Source organism: Saccharomonospora azurea NA-128 (genome assembly GCF_000231055.2).
GTDB lineage: Bacteria > Actinomycetota > Actinomycetes > Mycobacteriales > Pseudonocardiaceae > Saccharomonospora > Saccharomonospora azurea.
The window spans coordinates 3155483-3177100 of the sequence record NZ_CM001466.1 but is presented as its reverse complement, the minus strand read 5'-3'; the positions used below and the strand labels follow the sequence as shown (position 1 = coordinate 3177100).

22 protein-coding genes, 2 tRNA genes and 1 pseudogene are annotated in these 21618 nt (G+C 70.3%); 14 read left to right on the top strand and 11 right to left on the bottom strand.

All coding sequences use genetic code 11. The features are described from left to right. Positions 1-59: 59 nt before the first annotated feature. Both SACAZDRAFT_RS14420 and SACAZDRAFT_RS14410 read left to right on the top strand, forming a co-directional pair. Positions 60-485 (top strand): MarR family winged helix-turn-helix transcriptional regulator, encoded by a 426-nt coding sequence (locus SACAZDRAFT_RS14420; protein ID WP_005442886.1) that lies wholly within the window; start codon positions 60-62, stop codon positions 483-485. Between the two features lie 584 nt (positions 486-1069). After that, complete coding sequence (locus SACAZDRAFT_RS14410; protein ID WP_005442883.1) at positions 1070-1795, top strand: 5-formyltetrahydrofolate cyclo-ligase; 726 nt, start codon at positions 1070-1072, stop codon at positions 1793-1795. A 469-nt stretch (positions 1796-2264) separates the two neighbouring features. Here SACAZDRAFT_RS14410 and SACAZDRAFT_RS14405 read toward each other — a convergent pair. From SACAZDRAFT_RS14405 to SACAZDRAFT_RS14390, 4 genes are all read right to left on the bottom strand, one after another. After that, positions 2265-2337, bottom strand: a tRNA-Arg gene (locus SACAZDRAFT_RS14405). Between the two features lie 60 nt (positions 2338-2397). Next, positions 2398-2487, bottom strand: a tRNA-Ser gene (locus SACAZDRAFT_RS14400). Between the two features lie 81 nt (positions 2488-2568). Then, the gene (locus tag SACAZDRAFT_RS14395) at positions 2569-4578 is read right to left on the bottom strand and encodes an acetoacetate--CoA ligase (RefSeq protein ID WP_005442881.1); all 2010 of its coding nucleotides are present in this window, start codon (positions 4576-4578) and stop codon (positions 2569-2571) included. Between the two features lie 140 nt (positions 4579-4718). Beyond that, a complete protein-coding gene (locus SACAZDRAFT_RS14390) occupies positions 4719-5384 on the bottom strand; it encodes a dienelactone hydrolase family protein (RefSeq protein ID WP_005442879.1) in 666 nt (221 codons plus the stop codon). An 80-nt stretch (positions 5385-5464) separates the two neighbouring features. On the opposite strand from SACAZDRAFT_RS14390, the gene SACAZDRAFT_RS14385 reads away from it, so the two are divergent. Both SACAZDRAFT_RS14385 and hisC read left to right on the top strand, forming a co-directional pair. After that, complete coding sequence (locus tag SACAZDRAFT_RS14385; RefSeq protein ID WP_005442878.1) at positions 5465-6211, top strand: hypothetical protein; 747 nt, start codon at positions 5465-5467, stop codon at positions 6209-6211. A gap of 78 nt (positions 6212-6289) precedes the next feature. After that, a complete protein-coding gene (gene hisC, locus SACAZDRAFT_RS14380; RefSeq protein WP_005442877.1) occupies positions 6290-7345 on the top strand; it encodes a histidinol-phosphate transaminase in 1056 nt (351 codons plus the stop codon). Between the two features lie 78 nt (positions 7346-7423). Here the strand turns inward: hisC and SACAZDRAFT_RS14375 are convergent, their stop codons facing one another. After that, entirely contained in the window at positions 7424-8209 is a 786-nt protein-coding gene (locus tag SACAZDRAFT_RS14375) for a sulfite exporter TauE/SafE family protein (RefSeq protein WP_005442876.1), read from the bottom strand. 217 nt (positions 8210-8426) lie between these two features. Between SACAZDRAFT_RS14375 and SACAZDRAFT_RS14370 the strand changes: the two genes are divergently transcribed. The 6 genes from SACAZDRAFT_RS14370 to SACAZDRAFT_RS14345 all read left to right on the top strand — a co-directional run bounded on the left by SACAZDRAFT_RS14370 (position 8427) and on the right by SACAZDRAFT_RS14345 (position 14246). Then, positions 8427-9524, top strand: coding sequence for an Rv2629 family ribosome hibernation factor (locus SACAZDRAFT_RS14370; RefSeq protein ID WP_005442875.1), 1098 nt, complete (start codon positions 8427-8429; stop codon positions 9522-9524). 79 nt (positions 9525-9603) lie between these two features. Continuing rightward, the gene (locus SACAZDRAFT_RS14365) at positions 9604-10035 is read left to right on the top strand and encodes an ATP-binding protein (RefSeq protein ID WP_005442874.1); all 432 of its coding nucleotides are present in this window, start codon (positions 9604-9606) and stop codon (positions 10033-10035) included. Beyond that, the gene (locus tag SACAZDRAFT_RS14360) at positions 10032-10835 is read left to right on the top strand and encodes a SigB/SigF/SigG family RNA polymerase sigma factor (protein ID WP_005442873.1); all 804 of its coding nucleotides are present in this window, start codon (positions 10032-10034) and stop codon (positions 10833-10835) included. The genes SACAZDRAFT_RS14365 and SACAZDRAFT_RS14360 overlap by 4 nt, the downstream gene beginning before the upstream one ends. A gap of 325 nt (positions 10836-11160) precedes the next feature. Further along, on the top strand, positions 11161-11547 hold the full coding sequence (locus tag SACAZDRAFT_RS14355; RefSeq protein WP_232286277.1) for a DNA polymerase ligase N-terminal domain-containing protein: 387 nt from the start codon (positions 11161-11163) through the stop codon (positions 11545-11547). Between the two features lie 108 nt (positions 11548-11655). Beyond that, positions 11656-12693 (top strand): non-homologous end joining protein Ku, encoded by a 1038-nt coding sequence (ku, locus tag SACAZDRAFT_RS14350; protein ID WP_005442871.1) that lies wholly within the window; start codon positions 11656-11658, stop codon positions 12691-12693. 71 nt (positions 12694-12764) lie between these two features. Further along, a complete protein-coding gene (locus tag SACAZDRAFT_RS14345) occupies positions 12765-14246 on the top strand; it encodes an adenylate/guanylate cyclase domain-containing protein (RefSeq protein WP_082245311.1) in 1482 nt (493 codons plus the stop codon). A 3-nt stretch (positions 14247-14249) separates the two neighbouring features. Here the strand turns inward: SACAZDRAFT_RS14345 and SACAZDRAFT_RS14340 are convergent, their stop codons facing one another. After that, positions 14250-15278: a beta-ketoacyl-ACP synthase III gene (locus SACAZDRAFT_RS14340; RefSeq protein WP_198283872.1), complete on the bottom strand. Its 1029-nt coding sequence runs from the start codon at positions 15276-15278 to the stop codon at positions 14250-14252. A 205-nt stretch (positions 15279-15483) separates the two neighbouring features. Then, entirely contained in the window at positions 15484-16179 is a 696-nt protein-coding gene (locus tag SACAZDRAFT_RS14335; RefSeq protein ID WP_005442868.1) for a hypothetical protein, read from the bottom strand. 267 nt (positions 16180-16446) lie between these two features. On the opposite strand from SACAZDRAFT_RS14335, the gene SACAZDRAFT_RS14330 reads away from it, so the two are divergent. Beyond that, the gene (locus SACAZDRAFT_RS14330; protein WP_005442867.1) at positions 16447-16929 is read left to right on the top strand and encodes an SsgA family sporulation/cell division regulator; all 483 of its coding nucleotides are present in this window, start codon (positions 16447-16449) and stop codon (positions 16927-16929) included. A 10-nt stretch (positions 16930-16939) separates the two neighbouring features. Here the strand turns inward: SACAZDRAFT_RS14330 and SACAZDRAFT_RS14325 are convergent, their stop codons facing one another. Beyond that, a complete protein-coding gene (locus SACAZDRAFT_RS14325; protein ID WP_005442865.1) occupies positions 16940-18097 on the bottom strand; it encodes a glycoside hydrolase family 3 N-terminal domain-containing protein in 1158 nt (385 codons plus the stop codon). Then, the gene (locus SACAZDRAFT_RS14320) at positions 18097-18399 is read right to left on the bottom strand and encodes a DUF2188 domain-containing protein (protein WP_005442864.1); all 303 of its coding nucleotides are present in this window, start codon (positions 18397-18399) and stop codon (positions 18097-18099) included. Before SACAZDRAFT_RS14320 ends, SACAZDRAFT_RS14325 begins: the two co-directional genes overlap by 1 nt. A 131-nt stretch (positions 18400-18530) precedes the next feature. Between SACAZDRAFT_RS14320 and SACAZDRAFT_RS14315 the strand changes: the two genes are divergently transcribed. Further along, a complete protein-coding gene (locus SACAZDRAFT_RS14315; RefSeq protein WP_005442863.1) occupies positions 18531-18902 on the top strand; it encodes a helix-turn-helix domain-containing protein in 372 nt (123 codons plus the stop codon). 1 nt (position 18903) lies between these two features. Then, positions 18904-19512 carry an ImmA/IrrE family metallo-endopeptidase gene (locus SACAZDRAFT_RS14310; RefSeq protein ID WP_005442862.1) on the top strand — a complete coding sequence of 203 codons (609 nt, stop codon included), beginning with the start codon at positions 18904-18906 and terminating at the stop codon, positions 19510-19512. A gap of 30 nt (positions 19513-19542) precedes the next feature. Here SACAZDRAFT_RS14310 and SACAZDRAFT_RS14305 read toward each other — a convergent pair whose 3' ends face one another. Continuing rightward, a complete protein-coding gene (locus SACAZDRAFT_RS14305; protein WP_005442861.1) occupies positions 19543-20061 on the bottom strand; it encodes a DUF7144 family membrane protein in 519 nt (172 codons plus the stop codon). 1052 nt (positions 20062-21113) lie between these two features. Next, positions 21114-21242: a hypothetical protein gene (locus SACAZDRAFT_RS24015; RefSeq protein ID WP_269726588.1), complete on the bottom strand. Its 129-nt coding sequence runs from the start codon at positions 21240-21242 to the stop codon at positions 21114-21116. A 28-nt stretch (positions 21243-21270) separates the two neighbouring features. Between SACAZDRAFT_RS24015 and SACAZDRAFT_RS23840 the strand changes: the two are divergent. Next, positions 21271-21618 (top strand): annotated as a pseudogene (locus tag SACAZDRAFT_RS23840) (LuxR C-terminal-related transcriptional regulator); the annotation flags it as partial.

Here is a 21618-nt window from a genome sequence, read left to right as displayed (position 1 = left end):
TCAGAGTCCTTACGTGTGGACGGCCTTGTATGGTCGAACACTAGAAGGGCGGTGTTGACATGTCAACACGGGCGACTGAATTGTGGCTGCTGTGGAAACGCGCGTACGAGACGACTCGCGCCGCGGTCATCGCCGACATGACCGCGGCATCCGGCCTCTCCGAGTCAGAGCTGAGTGTCCTGGTGTGCCTGCACGAATCCGGCGGTGTTCTGCGTCAGAACGCCATCGCCGCAACCCTGGGCTGGGACCGGACGAGACTCTCGCACCTCCTGACCAGGATGGAGAAACGCGACTACGTCGCGCGCGGCAAGGTCGCGAACGGTGTCGAGGTCACCCTGCGACCCGAGGGCCGACGCACGATCGACGCGTCGGTGCCGGCCTTGGAAGCCTCGACCCGTCGTCACCTGCTGGACCGGCTCGCCCCCGGCGACGCGACAGCGCTCAACGACATCGTCGAGCGACTGCTGTCGGGTGACAGTCGCTGAAGACGGCGCGCTCCAGGATCGCCCGATGGATCCAAGCGCCGTTGCCGTGCCCCATACGCTCGCCCACCTGCAACCGCTGCTGCCGACACCCCCGGCTCGGGTTCTCCCATCCAGCCCCGTCCCGCCAGTCCGTGAGACAGGTGTGAGACGGGACGCCGAACGGAGACGCCGATGACCAAGCCCATCCGCAGCCCGCGGTAGGCCTGGACGATCTCTTTGACCGCATCCGTCACCGGGGGCTGTTCATCGAGCGAGGCCCACAGGTGCGAGTCGTTCTCGGTCAGGCGGACCCGCTCGGTTTTCTCCACACTGACCTGGCAAGCAGCGAAAAAGATGTTCAGCCCACCGCCGCCCCGCGTTGCCTCGACGACATCCACGGCCCGCTGCAACACACCCACCGCCTCATCGAGTCTGCGTTGCCGGAGGTACGCGAGAGCAAGGTTGCCGAGGACGATGGCCTGGGACTTCGAGCGGCCGCGGAGATGGTGAGAGGTCGTTGACTCCGACCATGGCGGAACGTGGACCTGGTCCAGAACGTGTACGACCGGGTGATGACCCTGATGACGGCGTGAGGAGCAGCGGCGATGACCGTGGATGAGAAGAAGCGAGCTGTCCGCGAGCACGTGTGGGCACGGCTGGAAGAGCACCGCGCCGCACCGGCTGGTGTGCACGGCCGGATTCCCGCCTTCTTCGGCGCGGACGAAGCCGCCGACAGGCTCGCGGAGCTGCCGGAATGGCAGTCCGCCAAGATCGTCAAAGCGGTGCCTGACACAGCTCAACAGCCGGTGCGCGCCCGCGCTCTCGGCGAAGGCAAGCTGGTCTACATGGCGGTGCCGAAGCTCGCCGAGCCGAAACCCTTCTACCTGCTCGATCCGGACACCTTGCCCGTCTCGCCCGCCGAGGCCGCCGACAAGGGAGCCGCGGCCAAGGTTGGTCAGGCCGTCGACGTGGACAGCATGCGGCCGCCTGACCTCATCGTGTGCGGAAGCGTCGCCGTGAACCGCCGCGGCGTGCGCCTCGGCAAGGGAGCCGGATACTCCGACATTGAGGTTGCACTCCTCCAGGAAGCCGGGCTGATCGGACCCGAGACGACGATCGTGACCACCGTGCACGACCTGCAGGTCATCGACGACGACCTACCCGAAACCAGGCACGACTTCAGCGTGGACATCATCGTGACCCCCACCACCGTGATCAGGTGCGACGAACCGCGACGACCGAGCGGCCTGCTCTGGGACGACCTCCCGGCGGAGAAGATCGCCGCGATTCCCGCACTCGCGGCACGCCTGCGCCAACAGAGCAACGCCTGAGCGCGATACCGCTGAGCGGGCCGGGATTGGTCGACCACGGCCCGAGCTTCTGGTAGCTCCGGGCGCGCGTCATGCCGGACTACGACGAACGCAAAGTCGCGCTGGCCAAGAAGGGTGTCGGATGATGGTTCAGTCACAGGACTGAGCGCTACTGAGCCATGCGCCGCACGGAGAAGTTGTAGACCGAAAAGTTGCCCGTGCTTCGCTCGTAGTAGAGCTCCTTGGCATTGTTCCAGTCCACCTCGACGTGTTGCCGCCTGATAATGCCGGCGAAGAGGAAGAGCAGTGTGGAGGGTCCACCTGCGCCCGTCCCAATAGCGGAGGAGTCGGTCGTTCAGGTGCAGGATCTACAAGAGCACCTGAACAAGCAGTACGAACGTCCGTGAGAAGCTGTGAGACGATCGGCCGCCAAAAAGCAGTCAAGGCCTCGTCTCATGACTGAGAACAAGGCCTTGACTGCTTTCCCTTGCGCGCCCGTAGGGATTCGAACCCCAAACCTTCTGATCCGTAGTCAGATGCTCTATCCGTTGAGCTACGGGCGCAACGTTGTTCAATTGTACCCGATCGAGATCGGGCTGGTGCTCGGTGGGTACCGAGCCCCGCGGAGGCTCCGGGATTTGAACCCGGGAGGGGGGGTTACCCCCAACCGCATTAGCAGTGCGGCGCCATAGACCAGACTAGGCGAAGCCTCCCAGGTCGCGACCACTGCGTACATAGGTTACACACGCCCGCCGCGACCGTTTCACCGACCCCCCTTTACGGGAATGACCAGGTCATTCCCGGCCCGCGTACGCGACGAAGGGTTCCAACGCCTCCGGGTTGGCGAGCGCGTCGCGGCTCACCGCACGGTCCGGGTCGACGCCCTTGAGGATCTTCTTCACCGGCACCTCGCACTTCTTGCCGTTCAACGTCCTCGGCACCGCGTCCACGGGGATGAACCGGTCGGGCACGTGTCGCGGCGACAGGGCTTTGCGCAGCTCGGTGCGCAGGCGTGGCTCCAGATCGTCGAGGGCAGTGCCGTCGGCCAACACCAGGAAGCACAGCAGCTCGCCCTCCTCGCCCGCCGACGTGTCGATGACGAGCGAGTCGCGCACCTCGTCGAAGCCCTCGACGACGCGGTAGAACTCGGACGTGCCCATGCGCACGCCACCACGGTTCAGCGTCGAGTCGCTGCGCCCGTAGATCACCGCCGAACCCCGGTCGGTGATCTTGACCCAGTCGCCGTGCCGCCACCGGCCGGGGAAGTCCTCGAAGTACGCCTCGCGCAGCCTGCTGCCGTCGGGGTCGTTCCAGAAGGACACGGGCATCGACGGCATGGGCTTGGTGAGCACGAGCTCGCCCACCTCGTCGGTCACCGCATGTCCCGCGTCGTCGTACGCCGCGACGGCCGCGCCGAGAACGCGGCACGACAGCTCCCCCAACCACACCGGAACGTCGGGCGCGGCGCCCACGATCGCCGTGCACAGGTCGGTGCCGCCCGACACCGAGCAGATCTGCACGTCGTGGCCCACCTCGTCGGCGATCCAGCGAAAACCCTCGACCGTGAGCGGGGCCCCGGTCGAGCCGAGCGCGCGCAGCGACGACAGGTCGAACTCCGCGGCCGGGCGCAGATGCTCCTTGAGGCAGCTCTGCACGAACGGCGCTGAGGTGCCGAAGTACGTCACGCGGTGTTCCTCGGCCAGCCGCCACAGAGTCCGCAGGTCCGGGTAGCCCGGGCTGCCGTCGTAGAGCACGATCGTGGTGCCCACGAGCAGGCCGGAGACGAGGAAGTTCCACATCATCCAGCCCGTGGTGGTGAACCAGAAGAACCGCTCCCCCGGGCCGAGGTCGCTGTGCAGCGCGAGTGCCTTGAGATGTTCGACGGTGATCCCGCCGTGCCCCTGCACGATGCCCTTCGGCAGGCCCGTGGTGCCCGACGAGTACAGCACCCACAGCGGGTGGTCGAAGGGCACCGGCTCGAATTCCAGCTCCGCTCCCGCGTGCTCGGCCAGCAGGGTGTCCCAGTCGAGCGCACCGGGTACCCGGCCGCCTTCGTAGTCGACCACGACGGTGTTCTCGAGTCCGGGCAGCTGCGCGCGCAACCGCTCGATCGTCGGCCGCACGTCGAACGACCGCCCGTTGTAGACGTAGCCGTTGACGGCGATCAGCACCGTGGGCTCGATCTGGGCGAAGCGGTCGGCCACGGCGCGCACACCGAAGTCGGGTGAGCACGACGACCAGATCGCACCGAGGGACGCCGCCGCGAGGAAGGCCACGAGCGTCTGCGGGCAGTTCGGCGCGAGCGCGACGACGCGGTCGCCCTTGCCCACGCCGAGGGCACGCAGAGCCGCCCTCGCCGACGCGACCTCGGCGCGGAGGGTGCCGTAGGTGAGGCGTCGCTCGACGCCGTCCTCCCGGTGGAAGACGACCGCGAGCTCGTCGTCGCCCTTCTCCGCACCCGCGACCGGCAGCAGGGCGTGCTCGGCGTAGTTGAGCGTCCCACCGGTGAACCAGCGTGCGCCCGGCATCCGGGCGTCCGACAACACCTCGCCGGGCGCGTCGTGCCACCGCACGCCGAAGTAGTCGGCCACCGCCGACCAGAACTCCGGCAGCTTCTCCACCGAGTACGACCACAGCTGGTCGTAGTCGGCCACGCTCACCCCGCGGTCATCGCGCAGCCACCGGCGGAAGTCGGCGATGCGGCTGGCTTCGACTCGATCCGCGTCGGGCTGCCACAGGACCTCGGGAGCGGCGTGGTCGGCGGGGCGGGCGTCGTCAGCACTGTCAGCACCGTCAGTACTCATGGCGCGAGCGTAAGGCAGGAAACGCGGTGATCGCGTCGGTGCGACGACACACAATCCGCAGGCCGGATGTGTGCCCGGCACAGCGTGTCGAGCCGCCGGACACGCTCGTCACGCAGCCGGTCGCCCGCTGTTTCCCCTCCTCAGCGGAGGTGGGCGTCGAACCACGACAGCGTGCGCTGCCAGGCCTCCGCCGCGGCGTCGGGGTCGGCGTCGAAACGGTGACTCGCCCCGGCGTAGCGCACCACGTTGGTGGCGATCTTCGACCTGCCCGCCAGCTCCTTCAGCTTGTCGATCTCGGCCTGACCCGCCTCGTCCCCGTTGTCGCCGTAGAGGCCCAGCCACGGGCTCGCGAGGCCGCCGACGATGTCGATCAACGGGGGCAACCCGGGAGCGGCGGGCACCTCGATGCCCCGGCCGCCGACACTCACGGCCGCGCCGAGCTCGCGGTTCGCGGCCACGACCAGCGCCGCCGTGCCGCCCAGATCGAACCCGACCACTCCCATCTGGTCGCCGCGTACGCCCCGGTCGACGAGCCACGCGAGCGTCGTGTCGGTGGCGGCGAGCAGAGCCGCGCCCGCGCCTTCTCCCTGGTCGGCGCCACCGGTGGCACTGCCGATGTCCGGCGCGACCGCGAGCCAGCCCTCGACGGCCAGCGAGGCGACCAGCAGCCGAGCGGCGTCGGTCACGGCGCCCACCTCGTGAAGGACCACGAGACCGCCACGCACGGCACCGTCCGGTTCGGCGTAGGTCAGCCTCAGTCGGCGGCCGTCTGCTCGCTCGTAGTCCTGCGTGTGCGTCTGCGTCATGTATCTACTCAACCACCGCCGGTGTACCCCGGGTCAACGTGAGATCGCAGATACGGGCGCCACTGTGATGGACTCTGCCGGTGGAGATCGTGACGCTGGCGAAACGACCCGACCTCGCGGAGGCCACCTTCGCGATTCCCTACCCCGCGGACGCGCCCCGCTTCATGGCGGGCAACCTGGCCGGCCTGCTGGTGCGGTGCCGGCGCGTGTTCCGGCTCTGGCCCCACCTCGTCGTCGTGCTGCTCGACGAGGGTCGCCCCGTGGCGCGCGGGATCATGGTCGCCTACAACGCCGACCGGCCCGACCGTGCCGCGTTCCCCGACCTCGGCTGGGACCAGGTGGCCACGTGGGCGGCCGAGGACGCGCTGGACGGACTCACCCCGGACACCGCGTGCGCCCTGGAGATCGCGGTCCATCCCGAACGCCACGGCCGCGGCGACTCCGCCACGGTGCTGCAGGCGATGCGCGAAGCGGTGGGAGCGGCGGGGTTGGGCACGCTCGTGATCCCGGTACGGCCGCCCGACAAGGCGGCCCTGCCGATGATGCCGATGCGCGAGTACGTCGGTCGGCGGCGTCCGGACGGCCTGCCCGAGGACCGGTGGCTGCGCACCCACGTCCGCGCGGGCGGACGGGTGGAGGGCATCGCCGAGTGCTCGATGACCGTCCAAGCTCCGCTCGAGAAGTGGCGCCGGTGGACAGGGCTGCCGTTCGACTCCGACGGTCCCGTCGTCGTCGACGGTGGACTCGCACCCGCGCTCACCTCGACGGCCCACGACATGGCGGTGTACGTGGAGCCGAACGTGTGGGTCTCGCACGAACCCGCGTGACCGGCGAACATCACTTCTGAGCGCCCGAGGAGCAGGATAGGTTGGATCGCGACCCGTTCTCGACGCCGAGGAGCCGTCATGTCCGCGATCCCGACACGCGCCGACCTCGCCGCACTGCCCGCCTACGTACCGGGACGGACCGTCCCGGGGGCCGTCAAGCTCGCCAGCAACGAGGTCCCGGGCGGACCGCTGCCGAGTGTCGCCGACGCCATCGCCCGAGCCAGCCACGAGATCAACCGCTATCCCGACCTGGGCGCCTGGGCGCTCGTCGACCGCCTGGCGCGGGAGTACGACGTGCCGACGGCCCAGGTGGCCGTGGGGTGCGGCTCGGTCTCGCTGTGCCAGCAGTTCGTCCAGGCGCTGTGCGCTCCGGGCGAGGAGGTCCTGTTCGCCTGGCGCTCGTTCGAGGCGTATCCGATCGTCACGCAGGTCGGCAACGCCACCCCGGTGCGCGTGCCGCTGACGCCCTCGCACACCCACGACCTGGACGCCATGCTGGCGGCCATCACGCCGAGGACACGGCTGGTGTTCGTGTGCAACCCGAACAACCCGACGGGAACGGCCGTGCGCAGGGACGAGCTCACGCGGTTCCTCGACCGCGTGCCGTCCGACGTCGTGGTGGTGCTCGACGAGGCGTACCGCGAGTTCGTCACCGATCCCGACGTGCCCGACGGCCTGGAGTTCGCGCGCACCCGGCCCAACGTGGCCGTGCTGCGCACCTTCTCCAAGGCGTACGGGCTCGCGGGTCTGCGGGTCGGGTACGCGATCGCGGCCGAGGAGGTCGTCGAGGCGCTGCGCAAGGTGTACGTGGCGTTCAGCGTGAACGCGCTCGCGCAGACGGCGGCGCTCGCGTCGCTCGACGCGAAGGACGAGCTGCTGGCGCGCTGCGACGACATCGTGCGGGAACGCACCCGCGTGCGGGACGCGCTGCGCGAGGCGGGTTACGAGGTGCCCGAGACGCTGGCCAACTTCGTGTGGCTCCCCCTCGGCGAGCGCACCGGCGCCTTCGCCGAGCACGCGCTGGAGCACAAGGTCGTGGTGCGTCCGTTCGCAGGTGAGGGCGTGCGCGTGACCATCGGCACGCCGGAGGAGAACGACACGTTCCTGGAGGCGGCGAAGACCTTCAGCGCGTGACGCGTCCGGCCGGGGTGGTGGCCCGACGACGTCAGCCGCCCCGGCCGGTCCCCGGACCGAACGCCGTCAGAGCTGCCGTCAGACCTGCCGCAGGATGAGCTGCACCATCGCGGCCACACCGACGACCACGATCGTCGCGCGCAACGCGGTGGGTGAGAGCTTGCGGCCGACCTTGGCGCCGAGCTGACCGCCCACCACGGAGCCCACCGCCAGCAGCGCGACGACGAACCAGTCGACGGGCGCGACGAACGCATAGACCGTCCCGGCCACGACGTTGACCACGGCCGAGAGCACGTTCTTCACCGCGTTGAGGCGTTGCAGGCTCTCGTTGATCAGCATGCCCATGACGGCCATCAACATGACGCCCTGCGCGGCCGTGAAGTACCCGCCGTAGACACCGATCAGGAACACCAGCCCGATCAGCAGCAACGCCCCGCCGGGACCGGAGCTCTCGGCTCCCGCCTCCCCGCGCTCCTCCCGGCGGCGCAGCACCCAGCTCGACACCCTCGGCTGCACGATGACCAGCACGACGGCGAGACCGACGAGCGCGGGCACCACCGTCTCGAAGGCGTCGGGCGGCAACGACAGCAGCAACCCCGCCCCGCCGATGGCGCCGAGCAGCGACGCCGGGGTGAACCGCAGCAACCGGCTGCGCTGACCCTCCAGCTCGTGCCGGTAGCCGATCGCGCCGCTGATACTGCCCGGGGCGAGTCCGATCGCGTTGGACGTCGTCGCCGTCACCGGTGGATAGCCGAGCGCCACGAGCACGGGAAACGTCACGAGCGTCCCCGACCCGACGACCGTGTTGATCATTCCCGCCCAGACGCCCGCCACGGCGATCAGGACCGCATGCCACCAGATCATGCTGCACTCACGCGCGCTGACCTTAGGCACACAACGGCGCTGTGACGCCGTCAGACCCGGAAAGGGTGGGCGGAGTCACCACCTCGGCCACACTTTTCGATCTTCGACCGCGTTTCCGTCCACCCCGATCGGGTATCCGCCCCTCCGAGAGGACCGGTACCGATCCAGCGGCGGCGCGGGATCGCGCCCGAACCGTGCGCACGACAAGGAGGGTGGAGTGGACACGACGAGGTTGCGTGACCTGGTGGAGACCGACGGCCCGTTCGCCTCCGTGTACTTCGACGACACCCACAACACCGAGGACGCCGCCAAGCAACGGGAACTCCTGTGGCGCGAGCTGCGGGGTGAACTGGCCGAGCAGGGCGCCGACGAGCGGACTCTCGCCGCGCTCGACGACGCGGTCCTCGACAGCGAACCTCCCGTGGGCCGCGCCGGGCGCGCCGTCGTCGCCGCCGCCGAGCGGGTCCTGCTGGACCAGTGGCTCGCCGAACCCCCGCCCCGACCGGTGGCCCGCGTGTCGCGGATGCCCTACGTCCTTCCGCTCGCCGAACTCGGCGAACTCCCGCCGGCCCACGTCGTCGCCGTGGTCGACCGCGTGGGGGCGGACGTCACAGCCGTCGACGAGCGCGGGAACGTGGTCGACTCACGTACCGTCGAGGGCACGGACACCCACATCAGCAAGGTGCGCGGCGGAGCCTGGGCGCACCGCAACATCCAGGCGCACGCCGAGGAGCTGGTCAAGCAGAACATCGAGAAGGCCGCCGAGCACGTCGCGTCGATCACTCGCAGCGTGGGCGCCACGCTGGTCGTCGTCGCGGGCGAGTCGCAGGCACGCAAGGCGCTGATCGACGCGCTGCCGCAGGGCGTCCGTGAGAGCACCGAGGAAGTCGAACCCGGCGGGCGCAAGCAGGGGTCGGGCAACGAGGAGCTCGACCTGCTCATCGACGAGTTGCTCGCCGAGGCCACGGCCAGGCGCAAGGACGAGGTGGCACAACGCTTCTCAGCCGCCCTGGCCCAGCCGACCGGGCTCGCGGTGCAGGGTCTGGAGGCCGTGACGGCGGCGCTGCGGGAGGGCAACGTCGAGACACTGCTCGCCGGCGATCCCGGCGACACCGAGGTCCTCACCGGGTCGGCACCCGCACTCGTCGCCACGCAGGAGGAGCTCATCACGGCCTCCGGTGACGACGCCGCCACCCGCGCCCGCGCCGACGAGGCGCTGCCGATGGCCGCGGCGGCCGTCGACGCCGACGTGGTCAGCGTGGGCGACCGGCTGCAGCTCACCGAGGGCTTCGGCGCCCTGTTGCGCCACGACTGAGAAAGAGGAGAAGGTTGGCCAGAACGATCGCTACTGTGAGCGGGGAACTTTGAACGGTCGGCAGAACACCGAGGTGACAGTGACCGAGACCAAGCCGCCGACGAGCAGCATCGGCGCGCAGGACGACATCGAACTCCGGCTCGGGGCGAGTCTGGTGCACCTACCCATCATCCGGTCGGTCGCGGCGAGCATCGCGATGCGAGTGGACTTCGACCTCGACTCCATCGCCGACCTCCGGCTCGCGGTGGACGAGGCGTGTTCGACGCTCATCACGCGGGCCGTTCCCGGCAGCACGATGGTCTGCCGGTTCACGCTCGACGAGGACCAGCTGCTGTTCCGCGGCGCTGTCGCCTCGGACGACGCGGAGGCCCCGAGCACGACGTCGTTCGGGTGGAAGGTGCTCACCACGCTCGCGGACTCGGCGAGGGCCTGGGCCGAGCCGAACACGGAGAACGGCCAGGGCAGCTGGGTCCAGATCGAGCTCGCGAAACGGAAGCCGGCTTTTTCGTGACCGAATCGACCACACAGGGAACGCGCACGGCGTCGGACGACTACCAGCACCTGACGCCGCTCTTCCACGAGTTCGCCTCGCTCGGCGAGGACGCCCCCCGTCGTGCCGAACTGCGGGACAGGCTCGTCACGGGCCACCTCCCGCTGGCGGAGCACATCGCACAGCGCTTCTCGGGCCGGGGCGTCGCCAAGGAAGACCTGGTGCAGGTCGCGCGCGTGGGTCTGATCAACGCGGTGGACCGGTTCGACCCCGCACGCGGCTCCGACTTCCTCTCGTTCGCCGTGCCCACGGTGATGGGCGAGGTGCGCAGGCACTTCCGGGACACCGGCTGGGTCATCCGCGTGCCCCGGCGGCTGAAGGAACTGCACCTCTCGATCAACAACGCCAGCACGCAGCTGTCGCAGCGACTCGGCCGGGCCCCGACTCCCAGTGAGATCGCCGAACACCTCGGGCTCACTCCCGAGGAGGTCTACGAGGGCCTGGAAGCCGGCAACGCCTACCACTCCATGTCGCTGGACGAGGTGCTGTCGGCGGACACCGAGAACCTGGCGCTCGGCGACACCCTCGGCGAGGAGGACGCGGCGCTGGCGGGCGTGGAGAACCACGAGACGCTCCAGCCGCTGGTGCGGCAGCTCCCCGAACGCGAGCGCACGATCCTCGCGCTGCGGTTCGTGCACAACATGACGCAGACGCAGATCGCCGAGCGGGTCGGCATCTCCCAGATGCACGTGTCGCGGTTGCTCGCGCGGACGCTGAAGAAGCTTCGCGACGGCCTCGTGGAGGAAGACAACCTCGGGTGACCGCGCGGCGCCTCGACCGCACGCGCGAGCCAGGGCGATCTTGTCACTCTTGGTCATCATCGACACGCCTTGATGCACTGAACGGCGCATGTCCGTGACCGGCTGACGTCCCTCGACGGGCGGTACCCCGTACCCCCGTCGAGGGGTACCTGCCCCCGGATCGCGTCGCCTCGGCGAGCCGGACTGTTTTCCCAGTTCAGGAGCGGGTATGTTCGCTGTCATGGCGGACCGGGACACGCGTGGCACCACGCCGCCGACTCCACACCCACGCCGGCCGGGCGAGAACGGCGGGCGTGGCGCCGCGGGCCGAAATCGGTCACTCTACGTGATAACGCGCCCGGAGCACGGCCTCCACTACGATCTGCGCCTCCAGTTCGGGGAGATGTCGGTGTGCTGGGCCATCCCCGAGCACCCTTCGCACACGCCGGGCGACAAGCGACTCGCGATCCGCACCGCGGAGTCCGGCCTCGGCGCCGTGTGGGACACCGGAACGGTGGAGGGTCTCGGCTCCCTCAGCCCCAGCCACGCCCTCGACGAGGGACGGCTGACGTTCCGTCTCGTCGGCGACCGGCTCCACGGCGCGTTCGTCATGGTGCGCGCCTACCGCAGCGCGGACCAGGAGCAGTGGCTGCTCATCACGAAGGAAGCCGGTGCACCCGGCATCCCCGACCACCTCGGCGCGCTGGCCGCACCGAGCGAGGAGTCGTGGTGACCTTCCGACCGCGAACACCGCGGCAACGGTGTAACCCGTCCGAGTGGCCGGTGCCGTCGGCCTGCGGCATGCTCGGATGACACGACGGACGTCAGTCCAGGAGGAGCCGTGGCACGAGCTATCTGGAACGGAGCGCTCAACTTCGGTCTGGTGACGGTGCCCGTCGAGCTCTACAGCGCCACCCAGGACCACACCGTCCACTTCCGGCAGTTCCAGCGCGGCACGTCCGACCGTATCCGCTACCGCCGCGTGAACGAGCGCACGGGCGAGGAAGTGCCGTACGACGAGATCGTCAAGGGCTACGACCTCGGCGGCGACGAGTACGTGCTCATCGAGCCGCACGAGCTCGACGAGATCGCCCCGGGCCGGTCGCGCACCATCGACATCGACGCCTTCGTGGATCTGGACGAGATCGACCCGATCTACTTCCAGAAGACCTACTGGCTGGCCCCGGCCAAGGAGGAGTTCGGCCGCGCCTACTCCCTGCTGATCGAGGCCATGGCCAAGACGAACCGGGCCGGGCTCGCGCGGTTCGTGATGCGCGGCAAGGAGTACATCGCCGCCGTACGCGCGGGTGACGGTGTCCTCGTGCTCAACACGCTGCTCTTCCCCGAGGACATCCGGGAACCCCGGAAGGAGATCAGCAAGCTGCCCGAGGTCGGCCAGGCCCGCGAGAAGGAAGTCGACATGGCCGTGAGCCTGATCGAGTCGATGGCGGAGGAGTGGCAGCCGGAGGAGTACCGCGACACCTACACCGAGCGGATCATGCAGCTCATCGAGGACAAGCGGGCGGGTCGCACCATCACGCCGGCCGAGGAGCCCCGCGAGGCCACCAAGGTGGTCGACCTGTTCGAGGCGTTGTCGCGCAGCATCGAAGGACGCAAACGCGGCGGCGGGCAGAAGACCGAGGAGCGGACGAAGAAGTCGCAGGCCGACGAGAAGCCCCGAGCACAGGACAAGGAGTCCAAGGGCAAGGCGACCAAGTCCCGCGACAAGCAGCCCGACCTGTCGGAACTCACCAAGAGCGAGCTCGACCGGATGGCCCGCGAGCTCGGGGTGAAGGGCCGTTCGAAGATGAACCGCGCCGAGCTGGAGAAGGCCGTCCGGGACGCGACCCGGCGACAGGAGCGGCGTCGCGCGTCGTGACTCCGACGTCGCCGGGGCGGCGACGCCGTCCGGGCATACCGTCCCCGCACGGGGCCCCCTACGATCCTGAGGTGGCCAGACGGCACGTCTCCCAGCGGATCGGCACCGTCCTCCGCACCAGCCTGGGTTTCGCCGCGATCGGATTCGGCACCAGTCTCTGCAGTGCGGGGCTCGTTCTGCTCCTGCTCTCGCTGCAGGGCCTACCCGACGATCTCGGTCCCGGCCGCCAGGTCATCCTTCTCTGCGCGCTCGCCTACGTGTCCTTCGCGTTCGTCGTCGGCACCGTCTGGGCGGGCTACCTCCAGCGCCGCACGGTGGTGTGGTTCCTCGCCGGTCGCCGGCCCACGCTTCAGGAGGCGACCCGAGCACTGCGCATCCCCGTCGAGCTCGCGCTGGTCAGCGGCACCCTGTGGGCGGCGGGCGCGGTGCTGTTCGGCGTACTGGCCGCGGTGTTCGGCACGTGGATCAACGCGGTCGGCGTCGTGTTGACGATCGTGCTGGGCGGCCTGTCCACCGCCGGCCTGACCTACCTCGCCGCCGAGCGGGTGGCGCGCCCGCTGCTGTCGATGTCGCTCGACGTCGCGGGGCCACGTGGACCGACGTCCGTGCTCACGCGGCTCGTCGTCGTCTGGGGACTGTCCAGCGGGGTGCCCCTCGTCGGCGTGCTGTTCCTGATCCTGCCACCGCACATCGGTGACGAGGATCCGACACCGAGCGCGGTGCTGCTGTCGACGGCCGGACTCCTCTTCGGGGCTCTCGCGACGGCCCTGTTCGCGCGAGCGGTCGCCGCACCCCTGCAGCGCATGCGGGGGGTGCTCGACGACATCCGCGCGGGACGCCGCGACGTCACCGTGCGCATCGACGACGCGGGTGAGATCGGCATGCTCCAGTCGTCCGTCCGGGACCTCGCGACGGGACTGCGGGAGCAGGAACGGTTGCGCGACCTGTTCGGCCGCCACGTCGGCGACGACGTCGTCCGGCACGCGCTCGAACACGGTGTCTCCCTGTCCGGCGACGTGCGCGAGGTGTGCGCGCTGTTCGTGGACGTCGCCGACTCCACCACGCTCGCCTCCGAGCTCACCCCCGACGAGGTGGCCCGCCGGCTCAACCGCCTGTTCGAGGTCGTCGTCGCGGCCACCAACAGCCACGGCGGTCTCGTGAACAAGTTCCAGGGCGACGCCGCGCTGTGTGTGTTCGGCGCGCCCACCCGGCACGCGGACCCGGCGACGTCGGCGCTGCGCACGGCCCGGCAGATCCGCGACGCGGTCTGTGAGCGCGGCGAGCTGGACCTCGGCATCGGTGTCGCCACCGGGCAGGTGTTCGCCGGTCAGCTCGGCTCCCGGAGCCGGTTGGAGTACACCGTGATCGGCGACGCCGTCAACGAGGCCGCCCGGCTGACCGAACACGCGAAGAACGTGCCCGGCCGAGTTCTCGCCAGCGGGCCGACCCTGGAGGGGGCGGCCGCCTCCGAACGCGCACGCTGGGCCCCGCACGGCGACGTGCACCTGCGCGGCAGGCGCACGCCCACGGCGACCTTCACCGCGACGCGCTGAGGATCAGGACAGCGGCTCGCACGCCAGCTCGGGCCACCGCAGGAGCGTCGAACCCCAGGTCAGACCCGCGCCGAACGCGGACACGAGCACGCGGTCACCCGCCCGCAGCGTGCCGTCGACGACGGCGTCGAGCATCGCGAGCGGGATGGATGCCGCGCTCGTGTTGCCGGTGTGTCCGATGTTGACGACGAGACTGTCGGCGGGCAGTCCGAGGTTCTTGGCCGTGGCCGTGAGGATGCGGATGTTGGCCTGGTGGCCCACGAACCGGTCGACGTCCGACGTGCTCCACCCGGCCTTGTCGAGCACCGCGCGCGACGACGACGCCATGTGCGAGGTCGCGTGCCGGAAGACGGTCTGCCCCTGCATCCGGAGGAAGTGGTCGCTCGGGTCGTCCGAATGCTTCTGCCGGGAACCACCTGCCGGGACGATCAACAGGTCGGCCAGTTCGCCGTCACTGCGCAGGTCGAACGGTCCCACGGCGCCCAGCTCGTCGGGAGCGCCCTCGCGCAGGACCACCGCCCCCGCACCGTCACCGAAGATCGGAACGGTGGTGCGGTCGTCGGGGTCGAGCAGCGTGGTGAACGCGTCGGCGCCGATGAGCAGGACGTTCCTCGCGACCCCGGCGGCCAGGAGACCGGACGCCGTCGCGAGTGCGTAGACGAACCCGCTGCACACCGCGTTGACGTCGAAGGCCGCGGCGCCGGACAACCCGAGCTCGGCGGCCACCTGCGGGGCGCTGGCCGGACACACGTGGTCGGGGGTGCTGGTGGCGAGCACGACGGCGTCGACGGCCTCGCCGTACGGCCCGGCCGACCGCAGAGCGCGGCGACCCGCCTGCACCGCCATGTCGACCGTGGACAGTCCGTTGTCGACGACGTGGCGCCGAGAGATTCCCGTCCTGGTGCGAATCCACTCGTCCGACGTGTCGATGCGTCGGCTGAGCTCGTCGTTGTCGACCACGCGGGGCGGCAGCCACCCGCCGAGGCCGGCCAACACTGCCCCACCACGCGGCTGATGCGTGGGCACCTGCATTCCTCCACGGGCCGACGACGGGAACAACGATGGCGAAAACGGCCCGCCCCAACTTCTATGGCCTACCAGTTGGTAAGAGATTGGCATGTGACGCTTGTCTCAGTAACCACCTTCGGCTGGGTGATTGCAAAACAAAAGGGTCGCACCTACTAGTGGCTACCGGAACATGACCGTCCGCAGGACAAGTGCACTCGATCGTGGGTGCTCACCCGCCAGGCGACGGCGTGATGCGCTCACTCCCCCGCCTTTCCCGGTCGACGTCCGAGGCCTCGGTCGCGGTGGGAACGTCGTCCCGCGCGCGCAAGCGATCGTCGTCCCGGTGCGGCGTCAACACGGCCGACCACGGCAGCCTGTCCGGCCCCGGCGCGTCGTCTCCGGCGTCTCCGGCGTGCGGCACCTCGACCGACACCGGCATCTCCTCGTCGGCACCCGGGACCGCGCCGGGCTCGGGCCGCTGCCCCGGCGTCGGGAGCACGATCGACGGGTGGACCCGTCGCACCGTCGGCTCCACCGTCGGGCCCGGCTCGGGATCGGAGGGCGTCCGGCTCGCCGGAACCGACGGCGTCCGCTCACCGGTCTCGCGCTCGTCGCCATGAGGCGCGCGGGACTCCTCCGGGGCCGACACCACCGGCACGGTGTCACCGAGCCCGCGCCCGCGCGCCGTGGTGGGCGCGACGTCGGAGGGCTCACCGCCGTGGCCGCGCACGCCCGTGACCACCACGGCGAGCATCAGCCCCAGGGAGGCGAGCGCGGTGAACTGGAAGCGGCGGGACCGAGGCCGGTAGGCGTCGGGCGGGATCTCCTGTTCCTCGGCGACGGAGGGTGCGCTCGCCGCGACGATCCCTGTGCGATCGAGCACTCCGGCGTCGTGCGGTGTCCGGCGCAGGACGTCGGGGGCCATCAGTCTCGGTCCTCCATCAGCCGCCCCTCACGCCCACCTCACTCAGAGCAAAGATCACGTCACGTGCTGTCTACCCGGCCAAACTATCCCTGTCACCAGTCGGAGACCGTTCTAAACCCAAGAAGACTCGATCGTGTGACACAAGGACTGCGTTGCCAGCCGTTCGGCCGACAAGGGGACCCGATCCCTCGGGCACGGCAGTGGTTTGCTCTACTGTCCGTCTCGATCATCAACTTTCGCCCGAATGGCGCATCACTTTGATGGCAGATGGACGTCTTCATCAAGGGAAGGCCGCACGCGCGCCACTTCGGCGCCACGGATGGACGGGAGCGTGCCGTGGACGACAACGCCGTACACCAGAACCAGTTCGTGTACCTCAGCGGATGTGAGACACCCGTGTTGTCCAGGCTGACCTACACCTCGACCGCACCGTTCACGGTGGGGCTCGCCTTCCAGGTGGAGCCGGACGAGTGGGTGGAATGGGAGTTCGCCCGTGACCTGCTCATCACCGGCCTCCACGCCCCCGCGGGCATCGGCGACGTCCGGATCCGACCGGACCTGTCGCCGTCCGACGACGACCTGCTCGTGATCGAGCTGGAGTCGCCGGACGGCTACGCGGCCGTCGAGGCCGACCGGAGTGAAATCCAGGCGTTCGTGGACGCCACGCTGTCGCGCGTGCCCCTGGGGTACGAGTCCGACCGCCTGGACCTCGACGCGGTGATCGCGAACCTCACCACCGCCCGGCCGTAGGCCTCTCGGCTCAGCCGCACGCGCCCTTGGCGTTCAGCACCCGCGTGAGCGACTCGGTGACGCGATCCTGCGGCAGGTCGCCGTTCGCCATGGCGGACTCCAGCCGGTCGAGCACCGGGCCGACGTCGCCCCCGGCCGACCACAGTGGCTGGTCGGCGCCCGCCTGCAGCGCGAGCAGCACGGCCTCGTCGAGCGTGTACGAGTCCGAGATGGCCCTCATCGCGCCCAGGTCGTCGGTGAGCACCGGACCGTCGTAGCCGAAGTCCTCGCGCAGCAGCCGGTACGCCTCCGGGGACAGCGAGGCGGGTGTGCCGTCGGTGAGCCCGGGCACGTTCAGGTGACCGACCATGACTTCCGTGCCGTCCGGGTAGACGCCCAGGTCCTCGTACGGCACGAGGTCCGACTGGCGGAGGTCGTCGAGCGGCGGTGTCGTCACCAGGCCCTGGTGGGAGTCGCCGTTCGCCCGGCCGTGGCCCGGGAAGTGCTTGATGACCGGCCGGACGTCCGAATCGGCCAGTCCGTGGGCGAACGCGGCGGCGTACTCCGTGGCCTTCTGCGGGTCGGCGCTGAACGAGCGGTCCCCGATCACGCCGTTCGCGGGGCCGTCGGTGAGGTCGACGACGGGTGCGTAGTCCACGGTGATCCCGTAGTCGCGCATCTGCCGGCCCCGCTCGGCCGCGAGTTCCCGCACCTCGTCGGGGCTCATCGTCGCGGCCATCTGCCTGGCGCTGGGCATGGGTCCGACGAGCTCGTCGATGCGCTGGACACGCCCGCCCTCGTCGTCGACCGCGACCGAGACCGGGATGTCGCCCGCGGCCTGCTGCACCTGTTCCAGAGCGTCGCCCGTGAACAGGGTCGTGGCGTTGCCTCCGATGAAGATCCCGCCCACCTTGTTGTCGCGGACAAGGGCCACCGCGGAGGCGGGGTCGGTCTCGTCGACCCCCACGACGAGCAGCTGCGCCGCACGTTCCCGGGGCGAGAGCCCGTCGATGACACTCGCGCACTCGCCGCCCGGCTCGCCCGTGGGTGAAGGCCGCGGCGATTCCTGCTGTGGTCCCGAAGGTTGGGGACTCGGCGCGGCGGTGTCCTCACCGGCCCCGTCGTCGCCACCGCACGCCGTCGTCGCGAGAACAGCGGCACACGCCGCCGCCAGCATCGTTCGCTTCATCACACCGTCACGCTATCGCCGTCGCGGGGCGCTCGCCCATCGCCCTTCGGCGGGTGTCCGCGGGTCGCTCCGCCGGCCTTCCGCGGGCCTGTCGACGGACCGTAGTGCCGAACCCACTCGACCGTGCCGTCCATGCGTTCGACGGTCAGTTCCGCGCGGATGGCCGCGCGAGCGAGCCGCGTGGCCTCCCGGACGGCGTCCCGCTTGCGGCAGTACCGGGACACCACGGTGCGCTCCCGGCTCACGAGCCAGGTCAGCGAGTCGGGAGAGAACCGGAAGACAACGGAATACGGCGTGCGCATCCACGAACCCCCTCGTGCGTCGTTGCAGTAGTGGGACACTGTATTGGAAGAGCAACGCGTGTGGCGCGGGTGACACACCCCTGTGATAGTGAAAAGGAACGGGGAACGGCTTCGGCGTGGAGGACGGCGACATGGAAGGCCGCATGGACGCGCGGCGTCTCTACGAGGCGCTCGATGCCGGGCGCCGAGCGCGCGGCCTCTCGTGGAGGCAGCTCGCCGAGCAGGCGGGGGTCAGTCCCTCGCTGCTCAGCAGGATGGGAAACGGGCTACGCCCCGACCTGGACGGGTTCATCGCGCTGGTGCAGTGGCTCGGCGCACCCGCCGAGGAGTTCATGGTGCGCCCCGGCGACACCGCCCGCACCGAGCCGCAACCCGCGCTGGAAACCCAGCTCTCTCTGCTCCTCCGCGCCAGGAACGACCTGAGCGACGCCGACAAGGACTACCTGCTCGACATCGTGAGCGCGACGATGCGGCGCATCAAGGCGGACAGACAGGAGAGCTGACGTGGCGCTGCGGCGCGGCTTCAAGGCCACGGCCCGGCGGCTCGCCGCCGACGTACGAGCGGAACTCGGCATCCGCACGTTCGCGCCGCTCGACCCGTACGCCCTCGCCGCGCTGTACGGCGTCGAGGTGTTCACGCTCGACGAGCCGTGGTTGCCCGCGTCGGCCGTCGCGCACTTCACCGGTCCCGCCGTCGAGTCGTTCTCGGGCGCGCTGGTGCAGGTCGGCACCGGGTGCGTGATCGTCGAGAACCACACGCACGAGCGCAACCGGCGCCGCTCCACGGTGGCGCACGAGATGGCCCACGTGCTGCTCGAACACGACTTCGGCGTGCTCGTCACCGCCGGCGGATCGTGCCGCTCCGGCGTGGAGTCCGGGCGCGAGGCACTGGAGCAGGAGGCCGCGGAGCTGTCCGGTGAACTGCTGCTGCCGTGCACCGCCGCGCGGACGGCAGCGTTCCGGGGCTGGACCGACGCGAGCGTCGCCCGCTACTTCCGGATCAGCGAACGGATGGCCCGCTGGCGGATGAACGTCACCGGAGCCCGCCGGATCGCCCGACGATCGCTGGCCGCGCTCGCACCCGGCACAGCGTCAGGGCCGCCCGAGACGTGAGCCCGGACGGCCCTGACGTGTCCTCGACGGTCAGACCGTCTCGCCTCGCTTGCCGTGCACGGCGATCGCGTAGATCACCACGATGTCGAGTGCGATCACCACGAGCGCCCACAGCGGGTAGGCAGGGATGAACGCGAGGCTCACGATCGCGCTGAGCGCCGCCATCGCGATACCGGTCACGCGTGCCCAGGTCTGCCCGGTCAGCAGGCCGAAGCCCGCGGCGACCGCGATGACGCCCAGGGCGAGGTGCACCCATCCCCACGCCGCGTAGTTCACGTTGACGGCGAGTCCGCTCGCCGTGACGACGTAGAAGTCGCTGTTGAGGATCGCGGTCAGGCCCACGATGATCTGGTAGGCACCGGCCAGGAAGAGCAGCGTGGAGGCGAACGCGATGCCACCCATTCCGCCCATGTCCGACCGGCCCTCCCTCGCGTAGGAACGCTCACCCGTCGTGGACGCCTCGTCCATCCGGCCACGTGTCTGCGGCGGTACGTGTTCCGTGCCGGCAGCCTCCTGAGCCCTGGAACGGGCCTGTGACGTCTCGCTCATGCTTCCTCCCGCCTACGACCACGGATGTCCTTCCACGATGCGGCGGGCGCGGCGCGCGCACATCGTCTGCAGCGGATGAAGTATCGGGCCGAGGCCCTCGGGCAGCCGGGTCTTTGGTCCGTGGTGCCCCGCCGGGACACCTTCTACGTTCGGGGCCGAGAGTCCGCGAGAGTCCGAGAGTTCTTCAGCCCAGCGGAAGGCACCTCACGGTGAAGGCCACCCGTCTCCACCCGATCGCAGCGACGGAGTCGACAGCGTCGGCGAGCCCGGCCACCCGCGCCGCGGACGCGGTGTGGGCGTGCCGGTTCGACGTCCCGGGTCTGCCCCGGCACCATGTGCACCGCCAGCGGGCACTGGAACTGCTCTCCCGGACCGACGACGTACCTCTCGTGGTGGTGACCGCGCCCCCGGGCACGGGCAAGACCACGCTGCTCGCGGAGTGGGTGAAGGCGGAGGGACGCTCCGGTGACACGGCGTGGGTGACGTTCGACGGCCCGCCGGACGTCCTGGCCCAGCGGGGCGTGTTCGCGGCCTGCCTCGGGCGGTGTCTGGCCGACCTCGGCGTGGATGTCGCACCCGGCCACGACGATCGGCCGTCCGCGGCCTGGGTGTCGTCGCCGGCCTCGGCGGTCGTCGCGGCCGGACGCCGGTTGACGATCGTGCTCGACGATCATCACCGCCTCACGGCGGACGTGGCCGACGACGTCGACCTCCTGCTGCGCCTCACCCGGGGCCGCCTCCGGCTCGTATTCGCGGGGCGTCGGCCACCAGCTCTGCCCCTGCACCGCTACCGGTTGGAGAACACGCTGGTGGAACTCGGGTCCGGGGACCTGGCCTTCGACGACGGCGAAGCGGCGACGCTGCTGGCGACACCGGGCGAGCCACCGCAACCGACCGCCGGGGTGCACGACTGGAACGCCTACCACGGGGGTTGGGTCGCGGGCCTCGTCCTGAGCCGCCGCTCGTGGCACGTGGGTCGGCCCGGTGGCACGGCCGAGTCGGACGTCGACGACTACTTCCGACACGAGGTGTTCGACCCGCTCCCCGTCGAGCTACGCCGCTTCCTGCTCGGCACGTGCGTGGTGGACGCGTTCGACGACGAGCTGGCGCGCGAGCTCGCCGGCCCGGCCGCCGATCGCCTGGTGCGGGCTGGCGGAGTGCTCGGCGTTCGCCACGACCACGCGGACAGGGGACCACGCCTACCCCGGTGTGGTCCGGGACGCGCTGCGCCGCGAACTGGAGCGCGGGGCGCCCCGGCAGGTGGCCGCCGTCCGGTTGCCCGCCGCCGCCTGGCTGCGCCGACGCGGCGCCCTCGAACGGGCTCTGCTGGAGTACGCCGCCGCGGAGGCGTGGGACGAGGTGGCGGGGCTGCTGATCGACGGGCAGCTCGTGAGCCGCCTGCTGTGCGAGGGCGACGAGCGGTTCGCAGGCCCGCTGCGCCGAGCCTGCGAACCGCTCGCCGGCAGCGAGAACAGGGCCGCTCCGGTGGTGCGGGCGGCCCTCCGGCTCGCGGACGGTGACGCGTTGGGCTGCGCGCAAACGCTTTCGTCGGTGCCG

Excerpts from the sequence above, each read along its gene's own strand:
- SACAZDRAFT_RS14420 (WP_005442886.1), top strand. The coding sequence starts at position 60 with ATGTCAACACGGGCGACTGAATTGTGGCTGCTGTGGAAACGCGCGTAC.
- SACAZDRAFT_RS14410 (WP_005442883.1), top strand. The coding sequence starts at position 1,070 with ATGACCGTGGATGAGAAGAAGCGAGCTGTCCGCGAGCACGTGTGGGCA.
- SACAZDRAFT_RS14395 (WP_005442881.1), bottom strand. The coding sequence starts at position 4,578 with ATGAGTACTGACGGTGCTGACAGTGCTGACGACGCCCGCCCCGCCGAC.
- SACAZDRAFT_RS14390 (WP_005442879.1), bottom strand. The coding sequence starts at position 5,384 with ATGACGCAGACGCACACGCAGGACTACGAGCGAGCAGACGGCCGCCGA.
- hisC (WP_005442877.1), top strand. The coding sequence starts at position 6,290 with ATGTCCGCGATCCCGACACGCGCCGACCTCGCCGCACTGCCCGCCTAC.
- SACAZDRAFT_RS14375 (WP_005442876.1), bottom strand. The coding sequence starts at position 8,209 with ATGATCTGGTGGCATGCGGTCCTGATCGCCGTGGCGGGCGTCTGGGCG.
- SACAZDRAFT_RS14340 (WP_198283872.1), bottom strand. The coding sequence starts at position 15,278 with ATGCAGGTGCCCACGCATCAGCCGCGTGGTGGGGCAGTGTTGGCCGGC.
- SACAZDRAFT_RS14335 (WP_005442868.1), bottom strand. The coding sequence starts at position 16,179 with ATGGCCCCCGACGTCCTGCGCCGGACACCGCACGACGCCGGAGTGCTC.
- SACAZDRAFT_RS14330 (WP_005442867.1), top strand. The coding sequence starts at position 16,447 with ATGGACGTCTTCATCAAGGGAAGGCCGCACGCGCGCCACTTCGGCGCC.
- SACAZDRAFT_RS14325 (WP_005442865.1), bottom strand. The coding sequence starts at position 18,097 with ATGAAGCGAACGATGCTGGCGGCGGCGTGTGCCGCTGTTCTCGCGACG.
- SACAZDRAFT_RS14320 (WP_005442864.1), bottom strand. The coding sequence starts at position 18,399 with ATGCGCACGCCGTATTCCGTTGTCTTCCGGTTCTCTCCCGACTCGCTG.
- SACAZDRAFT_RS14315 (WP_005442863.1), top strand. The coding sequence starts at position 18,531 with ATGGAAGGCCGCATGGACGCGCGGCGTCTCTACGAGGCGCTCGATGCC.
- SACAZDRAFT_RS14305 (WP_005442861.1), bottom strand. The coding sequence starts at position 20,061 with ATGAGCGAGACGTCACAGGCCCGTTCCAGGGCTCAGGAGGCTGCCGGC.